The 15,297-nt window shown below is 65.2% G+C and carries 15 protein-coding genes and 1 tRNA gene; 8 read left to right on the top strand and 8 right to left on the bottom strand.

Annotated elements, in window-relative coordinates:
- The first annotated feature begins 2 nt into the window (after positions 1–2).
- The 5 genes from HMPREF0307_RS00240 to HMPREF0307_RS00220 are packed head-to-tail and all read left to right on the top strand — an operon-like array spanning position 3 to position 4,114.
- Complete coding sequence (locus HMPREF0307_RS00240; RefSeq protein WP_066484568.1) at positions 3–2,075, top strand: ATP-dependent DNA helicase RecG; 2,073 nt, start codon at positions 3–5, stop codon at positions 2,073–2,075.
- 27 nt (positions 2,076–2,102) lie between these two features.
- A complete protein-coding gene (locus tag HMPREF0307_RS00235; RefSeq protein ID WP_066484565.1) occupies positions 2,103–2,330 on the top strand; it encodes an acyl-CoA carboxylase biotin carboxyl carrier protein subunit in 228 nt (75 codons plus the stop codon).
- A complete protein-coding gene (gene rsmD, locus HMPREF0307_RS00230) occupies positions 2,327–2,908 on the top strand; it encodes a 16S rRNA (guanine(966)-N(2))-methyltransferase RsmD (RefSeq protein WP_066484562.1) in 582 nt (193 codons plus the stop codon). The genes HMPREF0307_RS00235 and rsmD overlap by 4 nt, the downstream gene beginning before the upstream one ends.
- Positions 2,901–3,374: a pantetheine-phosphate adenylyltransferase gene (gene coaD, locus HMPREF0307_RS00225; protein WP_066484558.1), complete on the top strand. Its 474-nt coding sequence runs from the start codon at positions 2,901–2,903 to the stop codon at positions 3,372–3,374. The genes rsmD and coaD overlap by 8 nt, the downstream gene beginning before the upstream one ends.
- Entirely contained in the window at positions 3,374–4,114 is a 741-nt protein-coding gene (locus tag HMPREF0307_RS00220; RefSeq protein WP_066484555.1) for a sulfite exporter TauE/SafE family protein, read from the top strand. The genes coaD and HMPREF0307_RS00220 overlap by 1 nt, the downstream gene beginning before the upstream one ends.
- Before the next feature lie 318 nt (positions 4,115–4,432).
- Here HMPREF0307_RS00220 and HMPREF0307_RS00215 read toward each other — a convergent pair whose 3' ends face one another.
- The 4 genes from HMPREF0307_RS00215 to HMPREF0307_RS00200 all read right to left on the bottom strand — a co-directional run bounded on the left by HMPREF0307_RS00215 (position 4,433) and on the right by HMPREF0307_RS00200 (position 7,380).
- On the bottom strand, positions 4,433–5,197 hold the full coding sequence (locus HMPREF0307_RS00215) for an amino acid ABC transporter ATP-binding protein (protein WP_066484552.1): 765 nt from the start codon (positions 5,195–5,197) through the stop codon (positions 4,433–4,435).
- A complete protein-coding gene (locus HMPREF0307_RS00210; RefSeq protein WP_066484544.1) occupies positions 5,198–6,121 on the bottom strand; it encodes an amino acid ABC transporter permease in 924 nt (307 codons plus the stop codon).
- The gene (locus HMPREF0307_RS00205; protein ID WP_066484539.1) at positions 6,114–6,995 is read right to left on the bottom strand and encodes an ABC transporter substrate-binding protein; all 882 of its coding nucleotides are present in this window, start codon (positions 6,993–6,995) and stop codon (positions 6,114–6,116) included. The genes HMPREF0307_RS00210 and HMPREF0307_RS00205 overlap by 8 nt, the downstream gene beginning before the upstream one ends.
- Positions 6,996–7,092: 97 nt before the next feature.
- Positions 7,093–7,380: a hypothetical protein gene (locus tag HMPREF0307_RS00200; RefSeq protein ID WP_066484536.1), complete on the bottom strand. Its 288-nt coding sequence runs from the start codon at positions 7,378–7,380 to the stop codon at positions 7,093–7,095.
- A 66-nt stretch (positions 7,381–7,446) separates the two neighbouring features.
- On the opposite strand from HMPREF0307_RS00200, the gene HMPREF0307_RS00195 reads away from it, so the two are divergent.
- A complete protein-coding gene (locus HMPREF0307_RS00195) occupies positions 7,447–9,006 on the top strand; it encodes a hypothetical protein (protein WP_066484527.1) in 1,560 nt (519 codons plus the stop codon).
- On the opposite strand, the gene HMPREF0307_RS00190 is transcribed toward HMPREF0307_RS00195, so the two are convergent.
- Together HMPREF0307_RS00190 and HMPREF0307_RS00185 are read right to left on the bottom strand one after the other, a co-directional pair.
- Positions 9,003–9,815, bottom strand: a complete 813-nt coding sequence (locus HMPREF0307_RS00190; protein ID WP_066484525.1) for a DUF368 domain-containing protein — start codon at positions 9,813–9,815, stop codon at positions 9,003–9,005. The genes HMPREF0307_RS00195 and HMPREF0307_RS00190 overlap by 4 nt on opposite strands.
- Positions 9,816–10,102: 287 nt before the next feature.
- Positions 10,103–10,176 (bottom strand) — tRNA-Leu (locus HMPREF0307_RS00185).
- Between the two features lie 99 nt (positions 10,177–10,275).
- Between HMPREF0307_RS00185 and polA the strand changes: the two genes are divergently transcribed.
- Entirely contained in the window at positions 10,276–12,951 is a 2,676-nt protein-coding gene (polA, locus tag HMPREF0307_RS00180) for a DNA polymerase I (protein ID WP_066484518.1), read from the top strand.
- Positions 12,935–13,870: a DNA glycosylase AlkZ-like family protein gene (locus HMPREF0307_RS00175; RefSeq protein ID WP_066484515.1), complete on the top strand. Its 936-nt coding sequence runs from the start codon at positions 12,935–12,937 to the stop codon at positions 13,868–13,870. The genes polA and HMPREF0307_RS00175 overlap by 17 nt, the downstream gene beginning before the upstream one ends.
- On the opposite strand, the gene HMPREF0307_RS00170 is transcribed toward HMPREF0307_RS00175, so the two are convergent.
- Together HMPREF0307_RS00170 and HMPREF0307_RS00165 are read right to left on the bottom strand one after the other, a co-directional pair.
- On the bottom strand, positions 13,867–14,292 hold the full coding sequence (locus HMPREF0307_RS00170; protein WP_066484507.1) for an RDD family protein: 426 nt from the start codon (positions 14,290–14,292) through the stop codon (positions 13,867–13,869). The two genes, HMPREF0307_RS00175 and HMPREF0307_RS00170, sit on opposite strands and share 4 nt — an antisense overlap.
- 11 nt (positions 14,293–14,303) lie before the next feature.
- Positions 14,304–15,044 carry a class I SAM-dependent methyltransferase gene (locus HMPREF0307_RS00165; RefSeq protein ID WP_066484504.1) on the bottom strand — a complete coding sequence of 247 codons (741 nt, stop codon included), beginning with the start codon at positions 15,042–15,044 and terminating at the stop codon, positions 14,304–14,306.
- Positions 15,045–15,297 lie beyond the last annotated feature (253 nt).

Here is a 15,297-nt window from a genome sequence, read left to right as displayed (position 1 = left end):
ACATGTTGGGGTGGCGTGACGACCGGCCGTTGGCAGACGTCTTGCCTGCGGAGGCCGTAAAAACCCTGCGGAAGTCCTTTAAGTTTTCCACGTGTGGCGACCTACTCGCGCACTATCCGCGCACATACCTGCGCGGCTCGACGGATGTCGGGGCCGGCGGGGCCATCGAGGGCGAGTACGTCACCGTCACCGCGTCCGTCGTCAACGTCACTCAGTCCGAGACGCGCACGGGCAAGCGGGTTATCAACGTGGCGCTCGACAACGGCTTCCAGGCCGCGTTCTTCGGCCAAATGTGGGTCTTCCGCGTGCTGCGGCCGGGCGCGCGCGTGATCATCGCCGGCAAGCTGAAATTTTTCCGGCATACGCCGCAGTTGCAGAACCCCAAGTTCATGCTGCTGGGCAAGGATGCGAAGAAGGCCCAGGGGACGAAGGAGTTTCGGGAGCTGGCGATGTTCGGCTCGCTCGCCGAGCTGCTCGCGGACCGGCCGTGGATTCCCATCTACCCGGCGACGGACAAGGTGAGCTCGTGGTTCCTGCTCGGTGCCATTCACCAGGTGCTCGAGTCGCTGCCGGAGATCCCGGAGCCCCTCGACTACGAGGTGCCGCTGAGCTATGACCAGGCGCTGCGCCAGGTCCACGAGCCGCCCTTCGAGGGCCCGTATATGGCAATCCACCGCTTGAAGTACAACGAGGCGTTAACGGTAGGGCTCGTCATGGCGCTGCGCCGCCGCGATGCGCTGGGCCACGTCGCCCCGGCCTTGCCGCCGCGCGAGGACGGCCTGCGCGCGGCGCTGCTGTCCTCGCTGCCGTTCGAGCTCACCCAGGGGCAGCGCGACGTGCTCGGCGAAATCTCGCACGATATCTCGCAAGTCTTCCCCATGCAACGCCTGCTCCAGGGCGAGGTCGGCTCGGGTAAGACGATGGTCGCGCTGCTTGCGATGCTTCAGGCCGCGGACTGCGGCTACCAGTCCGCGCTGCTCGCGCCCACGGAGGTCCTGGCCGCGCAGCATTTCGCGTCGATTTCCGCGCAGGCTCCGGCGGGGGTCAACGTCGTGCTGCTTACCGGCTCGATGAAGACGGCGGCCAAGCGCCAGGCGTTGCTCGATATCGTCAGCGGCGAGGCCGACATCGTGATCGGAACGCACGCGATCATCCAGGACACCGTGGAGTTCTACGACCTGGGTCTCGTGGTCGTCGACGAGCAGCACCGTTTCGGCGTCGAGCAGCGCGACACGCTGCGCGGCAAGGCACAGCAGTATCCGCACATGCTCGTGATGACGGCGACGCCCATTCCGCGCACGATCGCCATGACGGTCTTTGGCGACCTGTCCGTCTCGACGCTGCGCGAGCTGCCCGGCGGACGCAAGCCCATCCAGTCCTTCGTCGTGCCGGAGTCCAACGAGGCGTGGGTCGCGCGCGGTTGGGCGCGCATCCGCGAGGAAGTCGCCAAGGGCCACCAGGCGTATATCGTGGCGCCGCGCATCGAGAAGGCCGGCGGCGTTAAAAAGCTCATGGAGGAACTTGAATTCGGGCCGCTGCGGGGGCTGCGCTTGGCGATGCTCCACGGCAAGATGTCCGATAAAGACGAGGTTATGGCCGCCTTCGCACGCGGGGAGTACGACGTGCTCGTCGCCACGACCGTCATCGAGGTCGGCGTCGACGTGCCGAATGCGACCATCATGCTCATTCGCGAGTCCGAGAACTTCGGTGTCTCCCAGCTCCACCAGCTGCGCGGCCGTGTGGGCCGTGGCGGCAACGCCTCGCTGTGTCTCTTCCACACGCTCGCCGCGCCCGGGTCGGCGTCGTTCCAGCGCGTGAACGCCATTGCTCAGACGAGCTCCGGCTTCGACTTAGCCGAGCTCGACCTCGCCAACCGCAAGGAGGGTGACATCCTGGGCACGCTGCAGTCCGGCGAGCACCGCACGCTGCGGTTGCTCAACCTGCTTACCGACGGCGAGACCATCTCGCGGGCCAGCTTCGACGCCACCGGGCTCGTGGCGCGCAACGAGCAGCTTGCGCGAGAACTCGTTGCGGAGCTCACGGAGGACGAGCAAGCGTATCTCGACAAGTCCTAGCGGAAGCCGTGCGCTAAGGTGTTACGCATGAATATTTGCGCGCCCTTTGCTGGTATCGTGCGCTACCACGTCGCCGCGGGCCAAGCCGTCGAGGCCGGGCAGGTCATCGCCACGGTCGAGGCCACGAAGCTTGAGTCTCCCGTCGCTACGCCTGGGCCCGGCGTCGTCACGTCCTTGGCACACGCGGACTTTGATGACGTCCATGGGGGAGACGTTCTGGCCGTCGTGGGGGCATTGGAAGCAGGTGCGGCATGACGCGCATTATCGCAGGCGAAGCGCGCGGACGCCGGCTCAAGGTGCCCGAGGAAGGCACCCGGCCGACCTCGGACCGTGCGCGCGAGGGCCTGTTTTCTTCGCTCACCATGCGCTGGGGCTTTGAGGGATCGCGCGTGCTCGACCTCTTTGCGGGCTCCGGCGCGTTGGGACTCGAGGCCGCCAGCCGCGGTGCCGACGAGGTCGTGCTCGTCGAGCAGTCTTCCGCTGCCGCCCGCGTCATCCGCCATAACATCGGGGTGGTCAAGCATCCAGGCGTGACGCTCAAGGAAATGAAGGTGGGCACGTATTTGGCGACGGCGCCGCGCGGGTACTTCGACATGGTGCTCGCGGACCCGCCCTATGCGTTTGATGACGTGGACGGGCTCGTGGCCGCCATTGAGCCGGTGCTTGAGGACCGCGCCATCGTGGTCATCGAGCGGCCCGTGGACTCGGCGCCGACGGTCTGGCCTGCCGGGTTTACGGAGACGGGCCAGAAGTTGAAGAAGCGCACGTTTGGTATCGCGCGCATGGATATGGCGATTTTCGACCGAAGCGAACTGGAGGCGAGCAATGACTAAGAAGGCCGTGTGCCCGGGGTCCTTTGACCCGATGACGATGGGGCACCTGGACATTTTCACCCGCGCGAGCCACCTCTTCGATGAGGTGACAGTGCTCGTGACAGGTAACCCGGATAAGCCGTCAGGGCTGTTCACGGTAGAGGAGCGCGTCGCGCTTATCCGCGAGGTCGTGCCGGAGAATATCAAGGTCGATTTCTGGTCGGGCTTGCTCGTGGACTACACCTCGGAGCACCACATCGACACGATCGTAAAGGGGCTGCGTTCCTCGCTCGACTACGAGTACGAGCTGCCCATGGCGCAGATGAACCGTCGTCTCACCGGCGTAGAGACCACTTTCTTGCTCACGGATGAGAAGTACGGCTACATCTCGTCCTCGCTGGCCAAGCAGGTCGCGCAGTTCGGCGGCGACGTCACCGGGCTCTTCCCAGAGCCCGTCCATCGAGCAGTCGTGGAAAAATTCGCGTAATGCTCGTCGCTCTGGGTGTTTTTGTCTCTATCTTCCTCGGCTCCTGTCTTCAGCGCGTGTCTGGCATGGGTATGGGACTCGTGGGCGGGCCGCTGCTCATGCTCTTGCTCGGTCCGGTGCAAGGCATCATGGTCATTAACGTGTTGGCGTGTATCAACGCGGCGATGCTCACCTACACCGCGCGCGAACGCGTGGACTGGCGCAAGTTCGGTGCCATTGCCTCCGTCATGGTCTTTGGCTCCATCCCGGCGGCGTTCCTCATTCGCTCCATCGATACCGCACCGTTGCTCGTCATCGCGGGCGCGGCGCTGCTCATCGCGCTCGGCGTGGTGACCTTTGGCAAGAAGTATGTGCCGCACCTGCACGGCCTGGGTCCCATGCTTTCGGCCGGCGTGCTGGGCGGCTTTACGAATACGCTCGCGGGCATCGCGGGCCCCGTCATCACGGTCTACGCGCAGGCGGCGCGCTGGGAGCACTCCATGTACACGGCGACGCTTCAGCCCATCTTCATGGTCGGCGGCGCCATCTCTGTGACGGCAAAACTCGTCACGGGTGCGGGATCGCTCTCACACGCCTCGTGGCTCGTATGGCCGGCGGGCATCCTGGGCATGATTCTGGGCATCGCCATCGGCACGCGCCTGGCTGGGCGCATTCCGCGCGACAAGGCGCACATGCTCTCGCTCGCCGTGGCCGCAGCGGGTGCCGCCGTGGCGATGTTCCGTGGTGTGGGTCAGCTCTAGCTGTTCGCGAATTCCTCCTCGAGCAGTTGCCTTTCTTCTTCCACCCACGCCGCTCTAAGACCCCGCGACCATCCATCTCGTTGACGGCGTTGTGATAGTGGCACGCAATCGTAAGTTTCTCCGACTCGGTCAAGCCGCGTACCTCGTCTGCGATGTCGAGCCCCGGGCCAACAGGCTGGCCAGCTTCCCCATAATGGTCGTGCACCATACACTCAAACGAACGCAGTCCTCCGGCAAGCGGAGGACTGCACATTTTTTGTGGAACCCAAAAGATACTGGGGCACAAGCTGCGCGAACGGGGTCGCGGCGGCGATAACTTTACAGCAGGGAGGACAGGAAAGACTTCGTGCGATCGTGCTGCGGGTGGTCGAAGACCTGTTCCGGAGTTCCGTGCTCGAGGACGCGGCCGCCGTCCATGAAGTAGACGGTATCGGCGACCTCGCGGGCAAAGCCCATCTCGTGAGTGACAACGAGCATGGTCATGCCGCCGGCGGCGAGGTCCTTCATGACACGCAGGACTTCGCCCACGAGCTCGGGATCGAGGGCAGAAGTCGGCTCGTCGAAGAGCATGAGCTTCGGATCCATGGCGACGGCGCGGGCAATAGCCACGCGCTGCTGCTGGCCGCCGGAGAGCTGGACGGGGTAGGCATCCGCCTTGTGGGCGAGGCCTACTTGGTCGAGGAGCTCCATGGCGCGCTTTGTGGCGGCATCGGCAGGCTGCTTTTTGACCTGGACGGGAGCCTCGATGATGTTCTCGAGGACCGTGCGGTGGCTAAAGAGGTTGAAGGACTGGAAGACCATGCCGATGTCCTGGCGCTGGCGGGCGGCTTCCTTCTCCGAGATCTCGTAGAGGACGCCGTCGCGCTCCTTGTAGCCGATGATCTCGCCGTCGATGTAGAGGCGGCCAGCGGTGACCTTCTCCAGGTGGTTGCAGCAGCGCAGGAAAGTGGACTTGCCGGAGCCGGAGGGGCCGAGGAGGACTGCAACTTCGCCGGGCTGGACGGTGAGATCGATGCCCTTCAAGACCTCGAGCTGGCCGAAGGCCTTGTGGACGTTAACCGCCTCAATCATGGGAGTAGTCATTTACTTGCCCTCCTGGGTGTCGGGGATGACGGAGATATTGCGGGGGATGGTGCCTTCGGCGTCGGCGAGGGAGGCCAGCTGGCGGGCAGTGAGCTCGCGGGTGGCGCCGCGCTCGAAGTAGCGCTCGAGGTAGTGCTGGCCAACCATGAGGATGGACGTGATGACCAGGTACCAGGTCGCGGCGACGAGGAGGAGCGGGATGGGCTCGAAAAGAGCGGCCGAGATATCCGTGGCGCGGCCAAAGATTTCGTGAGTGTAAGGGATGGCGACAACGAGAGACGATGTCTTGAGCAGAGAGATGAACTCGTTGCCGGTCGGCGGGATGATGATGCGCATGGCCTGGGGGAGGACGGTACGGCGCATGGTCATGGCCCAGCCCATGCCGAGGGCCTTGGAGGCTTCCTTCTGGCCCTCGGGGACGGAGGAGATGCCAGAGCGGACGATTTCGGACATGTACGCGGCCTCGTTAAGACCGAGGCCGAGGACGGCGAGTACAAAGGCGTTGGTCAGCACGCCCTCGAGGGAAATCTCGGCGAAGCCCAGGTTAATGGACTGGTAGAGCGCGGAGAGCAGGCCCCAGAAGACGAGCTGGACGTAGACTGGGGTGCCCCGGAAGATCCACAGGAAGACCCAGGCGACGGCGCTTAAAACCGGGTTGGGCGAGAGACGCAGGACGGCGAGGAGCACGCCGCCGACGACGCCGATGATCATCGCCAGCAAGGTAATGGCGATAGTGTGCAGCGAGGCCACTGCGATGCGCGTGTCGAAGAGGTACTGGAAGTACGTGCCCCAACCGTAGGCCTCGTTGCGGGCAGCGTCGATGATAAACCACGCGGCGAGGACGACGAGGAGGACGGCGAAGCACACGCGCCACGGATGGCGCAGCGGGCGCGCCTCGATCTTTTCAGGAGCTGAATTAGGCATTGATCGGCCTTTCGTTAATCATGGCGTGCTCGACGAGTCCTTCGTCGATGCCCCATTGGTGGAGAATCTCGGCGTAGACGCCGGTGTCGATGAGATGTTGGAGAGCCGCTGCGGCGGCGGGGCCGAGCGAAGAGTCCTTGGGAACTGCGAAGCCGTAGGGGGCGGCATCGAAAATTTCGCCGGTGGTCTCCATCTTGCCGTCCGCACGGTTGACAGCCCAGGCGGCGACAGGGGAGTCGGCAGACAGGGCGTCGGCGCGGCCGGTGAGCACGGCGAGCGCCGCGTTGTCGGCCGTGTCGTAGGACAGGATGGTGATTTCGTCCTTGCCCTGCGCGAGGCATTCCTCGCTCTTCGGGCGAACGTCGTCGGTTTCGGAGACCGTCGTGCGCTGCACAGCGACGGTCAAGCCGCAGGCATTGTTGGGATCGACCGGATTATCCGGGCGTTGGACCCACTGGATGCCGGCGTAGAGGTAGTCGATGAAGTCGTAGTTCTTACGGCGTTCCTCGTTGTCCGTAAAACCGGAGCCGCCCATATCGGTCTGCCCGGAGGAAATGGCCGGCAGGATCATGGAGAAGTCCTGCTGCACCGGCTTGAATTCGAGGCCCATGGTTTGGGCCACGGCGCGGGCGAGATCCATCTCGAAGCCCACGATGTTGCCCTCGGAGTCCTTGAATTGGAAAGGCGCGAAGGGCGGGTTGGTGCCGACGGACAGGATGCCGTCAGAGTCGGAGACCATCGCGGCGATCTCGGGGACCGCCTTGACGTCGATCTGCTGCCAGCCGTCGGGGACGGCGGGCTCGACGTTGGTCACGCAGCCTGTCAGCGCGAAAGCGCTCAGCAGAACCGCGGCCAGCGGAAGCGTGTGTTTCATATGTGCAGCCCTTGTCGAAGCTCAAAGTGGAATCCGGCCGCAATGAATGAATTGCGGTGGGATGTATTATTTCCAAATTAGCACGGGGCTGCCGAAACTAAGGGATCAGGCGCATGATTTCGCCGACGATGGAGCCGACGACCACGAAACCGAGAAGCGCGAAGGCGCCGTCGACGAGCACCTGGAGGAATTTATTGGTGGCCTCGTTGTCCGTGGGCGAGACGTTTTCGTCGAGCCACTTGATGTAGGACGAGCCCTTGAGGTTGGACTCGCTGGAGGCGTCCGACTGGGATACCTGAGACGAGGATTGGTCAGCGGCGATGGCCTGCAGCGGGGCGAGGGTGACCGTGGCGGCGGTAGCGATGGCGACGAGAGTGCGGCGCATGGAAACTCCTTGGGGTAAAGCGTCTACAGTCTGGGGTCTAACCCTAGCACCGGAGGAGGCGAACGTATGAGGACGTGGATCCTCGTTGCCCTGGGACTCGCCGCGCACGCGGCGCTGGCCGCGGGCGGATGGTTCTACTGGGACGACTTCACACTGCAGGCGCAGGCGCGTGAGACCGGCTGGTGGGAGCTCATGTGGACGCCGCATGACGGGCACCTTATGCCGGCGGGCTGGATCGTGGTTAAGGTGCTGGCGCACGCGGCGTATCTGTCGTGGCCGGCGGCGCTGGCGGCGTTGCTCGTTCTCCAGGCAGGAGCGGCGGTGGCGGTGTTCGCAGGGTTGCGCGAGGTCGTGCGGCTCACGGATGGTCCGACGTGGCGCGTCGATACGGGGCTCGCGGTGTATTTCCTGTTGCCGGTGGGCTGGCCCGCGGCGGCGTGGTTCGCGGCGGGGCTTGCGTCGCTGCCGGTGCAGGCGGGCCTGGGCCTGGCGATGTGGGCCGCAGCGCGGTGGGTGCGCACGGGCCGGGAACTGTGGATCGTGCCCGCGGCCGTACTGGGTGCGGCGGCGTTCTCGGAGAAGGCCTTGCTTATCGCGCCGGTGGTGGTCGCGGTTCTGCTGCTCGCGCGGCGGCCGTGGTGGCCCGTGGCCGTGGCCGGCGGCGTGCCGACGCTTGTGTGGGGCGCGCTCTACCTGTGGCTCGTGCGCCGGGAGACAGAGCCGGTGGGCGGACTGCTGGGCTTCGTGGCGGAAGGCTACCTGCGGGCGGCCGTGCCGGGCATAAGTGGGACCGCTTGGCAGTGGCAGCGCTGGCATCCGGGCCCGCCGTTCCTTGATGCTGCGTGGTGGTCCCTCGCGGCGGGTGTCGCGGTACTCGCGTACGCCGCGTGGCGGCTGCGCCGCTGGGCGTTGCTGCCGCTGCTTTATCCGATCGTGCCGCTCGTGGCGCTCTACCTCGCGCGTTCGAATGCAGAGGCAGGAGTAGAGCAGGCTATGGCGCTGCGCCAGTTCGCGGAAGGCGCGGTGGTCGCGGCGTTCGCGGTGGCGGCGGGCTGGCGGCCGGTCCGCCATGCGGCGTACACAACGGTGCACAAGGCGGTGGGGGCGGTGCTCGCGGCGAGCGCGCTCGTGGGCCTCGTGGCCTTCGGCGCGCGGTGGTGGGACCAGCCCGCCCGCGCGTACGTGGCCAACCTGCGCGCGGCCGAGGGCCCGGTCCTCGACCAGGACGTGGATTGGAACGTGCTCAGCCCGGCGGTCGCGCCGTACAACACGGTGGCGGCCCTGGCTCCGGAGAAGGTGGCGCCGGCCGTCGAGCGACTCCAGCGCGTCCAGCCTGATGGGACGGTGAGGGAGGCGGAGATGTGGAATATGAGGGCATCGGAAAGCTCCTGCGCGGGGGAGCTGGCCCTCGATGGGCCCTTGATGGACCGCGAGTGGACGGTGCGTCTGAATTATCTCGCGCCTGCGGAGGGGGACATCGCGGTGGCGCTGGACGGCGCGGCCACGACCTTCACGGGGAAGGAGGGTCTGCACCAGATGTATCTGCACGTCACCGGCGGCGGCTCAACCCTGCGGGTGAGCGCGCCGGCGGGCACGTGCTTCGGCGTGAGCCAGATTGGGCTTTAATTCTGCGCCATGCGGCGGTCGATGAGGATGAAAGCACCGACGATGGCGATACCCGCCGCCATGGCGAGCACAATGCTTCCGATGCCCGCATCCTGGCCTTCGCCGAAGGGCCACAGCGCGCGCAGGGAGCCGAGCATAAAGCCGGACATCGCCATCAGCGTCGGCGCGCGGTGGTTATCGAGCAGGTAATTGAGGAGCTTGACGAAGCCCGCGAGGCCGCACAACGCGCCCGCCATGAAGACAAGCAACGTGAGAATGTGGCGGTCCGAGACTGCGCCGATGATGGGGGCGTAGAGGCCCATCGTAAGCAGGATGAGCGAGCCGGATACGCCCGGCAGGATGAGCGCGCACACCGCGATGGCGGCGGCGAAGAAGACGATGATGAGGCTCGGGTCCTCGTGCGGGGCGGAGGTGAAGCCGGTGACGAAGAAAGTGGCGACGGCCGCGACGATGAGCGCAATCCAGCCCGAGGGCTTCTTCTTTTCTTCCGCGCCGAGCATGGACAGCGGCACGATAATGGAGATGGCGACCATGCCGAAGAAGAGCGCGTTGGACACCGACACCTGGGACTCGACGAAATTGTGGAGGATCGTGGAGAACCCAAAGACGGCGGCGAGCATGCCCACTGCGACCGAGATGAGGAAGCCCCATTCGATTTTCTTGAACTTGCACGAGAAAATGAAGTTGGCGTTGTGCAGGGCGCGCTCGTAGATGCCGACGATGAGCGCCACCGTGCCGCCCGAAATGCCCGGGACGAGCTCGGCCATGCCGATGAGAGCGCCGCGCACGGCGTTGAGTATGTAATGCATGCGCCTCAAGATATAGGGGACAGGTGCACGAAGGGGACTGCCGCGCGGGTGAGTACTGGTGAAACCACCAGGGCGATCTGAAATGCTGCGTCGCGCGGATCCGGTCAGCGCAACCGTGGAGGAGGCGCCGTCTGCTCGTCCTTTGCGTTGATGATAACCGAGCGTACACGGGCTGATATTTCTCCCCAGCGGTTCGCTGGCGGGAGGATTTCTTGGGACATTGAGTCGATTCGTGCGCTATGCATGTACAATCGCCGGCCAGAAATTTCTCTGACCGGCGATGATTGTGCCCCTGGTGAGACTCGAACTCACACTGAACGGGTTTTGAATCCGTTGCCTCTGCCAATTGGGCTACAGGGGCGCACGCGTCCTTCAACGCTGGGACATACTTTAGCGGAATTCGATCCTTGCGTCCTAATCGGTACACCCATCCGGCGGGCAGCAGCCCATGGCCTCTAGGATGGGCCAGGTGACTGACTCAACGACGCCTCGCCTTTTGCTCATCGACGGCCACTCCATGGCTTTCCGCGCGTTCTACGCGCTGCCGGCGGAGAACTTCTCTACGACTGGCGGCCAGCACACCAACGCGGTCTACGGATTTTTGTCCATGCTGGCCAATATCGTGGCCGAGGAGAAACCGGATTCTATGGCCGTGGCCTTCGACGTGGGACGCAAGACGTTCCGCACGGAGATGTTCCCGGAGTACAAGGCGCAGCGCGAGGCCGCGCCGGAGGAGTTCCGCGGCCAGGTTGAGCTCATCCGTGAGGTCCTGCAGACGCTGGGCATTACGACGCTCTCGCGCGAGAACTTTGAGGCCGACGACATCGTGGCCACGCTCGCAACGGAGGCGACGAACTACGACACACTCATCGTCACCGGCGACCGTGACTATCTGCAGCTCGTCAACGACACGACGACGGTGCTCTATCCTATGCGCGGCGTGTCGACGCTGCATCGCTTTACGCCCGCCGCGGTGGAGGAGAAGTACCAGCTCACCCCGGCGCAATACCCGGACTTCGCGGCGCTGCGCGGCGACCCGTCGGATAACCTGCCGGGCGTGCCTAAGGTCGGCGAGAAGACCGCCACCAAGTGGATCCTCCAGTACGGTTCGCTCGACGAGCTCGTCGCCCACGCGGATGAGATTAAGGGCGTGGCGGGCCAGAACTTCCGCGACCGCATCGAGCAGGTGAAGATGAACCGCACGCTCACGCAGATGATCACGGACATGGACCTTGAGGTCGGCCCGGACGATCTCGCATTTAGGGGCGCGGCTGTCGCCGAGGTCGCCGCGAAGTTCGATGAGCTCGAGTTCGGTACTAACCTGCGTGAGCGCGTGTTGGCCGCTATCCCCAACGACGGCGGCAGCGCGCCGGAGGCGCAGCCGGCCGACGCGCCGACAGTGACTGTGGATGAGCTCAACCCCGGCGAACTGGCCAGCTGGCTCACCGGCTCCGCCGGCGAGCGAAAGAGTGGAGTCGCCGTCTACCTCCAAGGCAACGGTCAGCCCGGTCGTGGCGATGCGTCGGCCCTTGCGCTCGTCGATGCGGAACATCACGGCATCCAGCTCGAGCTCGCGGACTTGGATGCCGCGGACGATAAGGCGCTCAAGGCCTGGCTTGAAGACGAAGAAGCGCAGAAGTATCTGCACGACTCCAAGGCGGCGTACCACATGCTGCTGGGCCGCGGCATTGAACTGGCGGGCGTCGCGCACGACACGGCGCTGGCCGCGTACCTGCTGCGCCCGGGTCAACGCACTTACGAGCTCTCGGACGTGTACCAGCGCCACCTGCAGCGCACGTTGGGCACGCCCAGCGATCAACTCTCGCTGCTAGAGGACACCTCGCTCGTCGATTCGGCGCTCGCCATCGCGGAGCTGGCCGTGGCGCTCACGGCGGACCTCGAGGAGATCGACTCGCTCGAACTCTACGCCGACCTCGAGCTGCCGCTCGCGGGCATCCTCGCGCGCATGGAGGCCACCGGCATCGCGGTGGACATGAGTCGCCTGGAGGACCAACTCGAGCTCTTTGCCGAGCAGGTCGCGCAGCAGGAGCAGGCCGCGCGCGAGATTGCTGAAGACGACAAGCTCAACCTCAATTCGCCCAAGCAGCTTCAGGTCGTCCTCTTCGAGACGCTCGATCTGCCGAAGACGAAGAAGACAAAGACCGGCTACTCCACGGCCGCGAAGGAAATCGAGCAGCTTGCCGCGGAGCACCCGCATCCGTTCCTCGACTACCTCCTCGCGCACCGCGAGTACCAAAAGCTCAAGGTCACCCTCGAGGGCCTTATCAAGACGGTGCAGCCGGACGGGCGCATTCACACGACGTTCAACCAGACAGTTGCCTCGACCGGTCGACTCTCGTCCGCCGAGCCGAACCTGCAGAATATCCCGGTGCGCACGGAGGCCGGTCGCAAGATTCGCTCCGCCTTCATCGTCGGCGAGGGCTACGAGACGCTGCTTACCGCGGACTATTCACAGATCGAGATGCGCGTCATGGCTCACCTGTCGGACGACCCGGGGCTCATCGAGGCTTACCGCGAGGGCGAGGACCTCCACAATTACGTCGGTTCGAAGGTCTTCGACGTCCCCGTCGACGAGGTCACGCCCGAGCTGCGCCGCCGCGTCAAGGCTATGTCCTATGGTCTCGTCTACGGTTTGTCCGCCTTCGGCCTGTCCCAGCAGCTGGGCATCCCGGCTGGCGAGGCGAGGACCATCATGGAGGCGTACTTCGACCGCTTCGGCGGCGTGAAGCGCTACCTCTCCGAGGTCGTCGAGCAGGCCCGCAAGGACGGCTACACCGCGACCATTTTCGGCCGCCGCCGTTACCTGCCGGAGCTCAACTCGGATAACCGCCTGGCCCGCGAGAACGCTGAGCGCGCCGCACTCAACGCGCCGATCCAGGGCACGGCGGCGGACATTATCAAGATCGCCATGATCCGCGTCGACCGTGAGCTGCGCGGCATGAAGTCCCGCGTGTTGCTGCAGGTTCACGACGAATTGGTCGTCGAGGTCGCGTCGGGCGAGCGCGACGAGGTCAAGGCCATCCTCGAGCGCGAGATGGATTCCGCCATCGAGCTCAAGGTTCCGCTCGAGGTCTCCACCGGCGAGGGCACGGACTGGGATGCCGCAGGCCACTAACCGCGCGCTCGGCCGCGCCCGCCTCGCCACCCAAGGCCTGAGCACTCGCCGTTGGGCCTCGCCTGCCGATGCCGCCTCCGCCTTCGGTCTCATGCAAGGCCAAGACGTCGCCTCGGCGTTGCTCTCGCTGGAGCTGCGTGGCGGTCAGCTCACCGATGCGGACTGGGCCGAGCTGGTGCGCGGTTATCCCATGCGCAACACGTTGTTCGTGGGGACGCGCGCGGACATGGGCTGGATGACGGACCTCTGCGCGCGGCCGTTCAAGGAACACGTCGGGCAATTCCGCGACGTCCTCGAAGAGATTCCAGAATCCGGTTTTAGCCGCGCCGAGTTTAAGGCCCTGGCCACGCGCCTTCATCCGGAGCTGCCGCAGTACCGGGTGCTGCGCACGCTCATGGAGGAAAACCTCGTCTATTACACGGGGCGGGAGCAGCTCGTCACGCGGTTGCGCCTGCCGGGTCTCGCCGAGGTCTTCGGCGAGACGGAGGCCGCGCGCCGGGCGGCCGTCACGGAGCTCGCCACGCGCTACTTCCGGACGCATGCGCCGGCGACGCTCGATGACTTCGCGTGGTGGTCGAAGCTACCCAAGCGCACCATCGCCGCGGCCGCGCGCGACCTGCCGGATGACCTCGAAGTGCGTGATGGTCAGGTCATCGCCCTTGACGCGCCCGCACCCACTCCGCGCACGGCCTTCCTTCTCGGTGGTTTCGACGAATACATCCTTGGCTACCAGGACCGTCTCTTCGCGATGGACGTGCAGACTCACGAGGTCCTCGTGCCCGGCAACCGCGGGGTGTTCCGTCGGCCCGTCGTCGTCGACGGCCAGGTGCGCGGCATGTGGACGAAGGCAGGCATCGAGGACCGTGGCATCCCGGCTTACGCGCAGCCGAAGCTCCGCCGCGCCTTTAAAGCACTCTAGGAGTGTCGTTCGACCATCGCGCCCGCGAGCAGGTCGAAGGGAGTCTGGCCCACGGCAAGCACGCTGAGCGCCAGGACCGCGACAATGATCTCGGTCGTGTACTGCGCCCAGCCCGCGCCGGTGAGGGTGAGCAGCGGCAGGAGGAGGTATGCGTTGCGCAGCGCCGCGCCCACGACGCCGCGGCGTGTTGCGAGGATCTCGAGTCGCAGAGACCACTTGCCTAGCGAGGTGTTCTTCCACCCCTCGAGGCCTACGCGGTAGGCGAAGAAGACCAGGGGAGTGAGCAGCGCCTCGACGTTGAAGGCCGGGTCGGCGAGTGCAAGCCAGGCCGCGCGCACCGCGATGACAACGACGGCGACGAGGAGGCCGTCGATCCACCACGCCAGTCCGCGGCGCACGAGCAAGAGGGCATTATCACGCATGGTGGATAAGCCTAGCGTTTCTCGTTCACGCAGCAGAAGATGGCGGTTCCGGGGAAGATCTCCCCGCGCAGCGGCGACCACTGGCCCCACGTCGTGGTGAGATCCTCGGGCCACTCCGGCTCGATGAGGTCCACGATGCGGAACGGCCCGTCGGTCTGGAGGGCACGCAGCCACTGGCCCATGGTGCGGTGGAACTCGGCGTAGGTGAGCTCGCCGTCGGGCGAGTGCTCGAGGTAGGCGCCGTCGAAGTAACTCATCTCGGCGGTAAGCGCCTGCGGGTCGTCCGGGAAAATCCAACGCATGGGGTGGGGGACTGCGGCGACGAAGCGGCCTGCGGGGCGCAGGACGCGGGCGGCATCGGCAAGCGCAGCGTCGAGATTTTCAATAAAGGGGAGCGCGCCGAAGGCGGAGAAGACAACGTCGAAGGTGTTGTCGGCGAAGGGGAGGACGAGCCCGTCGGCCTGGACGAGGGGAGCGCCTTCCGGGGCACGGTCCAACATGGCGCGCGAGATATCCATGCCGATGGCGTAGGCGCCTTCGCCACGCAACCATGCGGTACACGGCGCGGAACCGCAGCCGAGCTCCAGGACGCGCTTGCCTCGGACGTCGCCTAACAGGTGGGCGTCGCGCTCGTGCAGCATCTCCGGGCACCAATAGAAACTTGAGAGATACTCAGGATGTTCCGAGTGGTATCGGGCGGCGTCCTGGTCCCAAAATGTCCGATTTGCCTGCGATGGCGTCCGAATAGGCATTGTTTCTCCGATTGTTATTGTCGCGAGCCGCGCTGGCCGCGCGTAGCGTCGATTGTGTGCGGTGGGCGCGTCACCATTGTGTAGTGAGCTGCGAGTATGTAAGATGTTAAAGGCGTGTCTATGCCGCGCGCGCTTCCCGGCTACCGTAGGAGAGTCTCGAAGGGTGCAGCGACGGGATCAAAACCATCCTCCAACTAGTGCAGCTTTGCGCTGGTCGCGGGACGTTTTGAGATGACACGTAAATGTCCATTTA

The organism is Corynebacterium sp. DNF00584 (genome assembly GCF_001552965.1).
Lineage (GTDB): Bacteria > Actinomycetota > Actinomycetes > Mycobacteriales > Mycobacteriaceae > Corynebacterium > Corynebacterium phoceense.
Note: the sequence above shows the minus strand (reverse complement) of the source record. Positions and strands in the feature narration are given on the sequence as shown.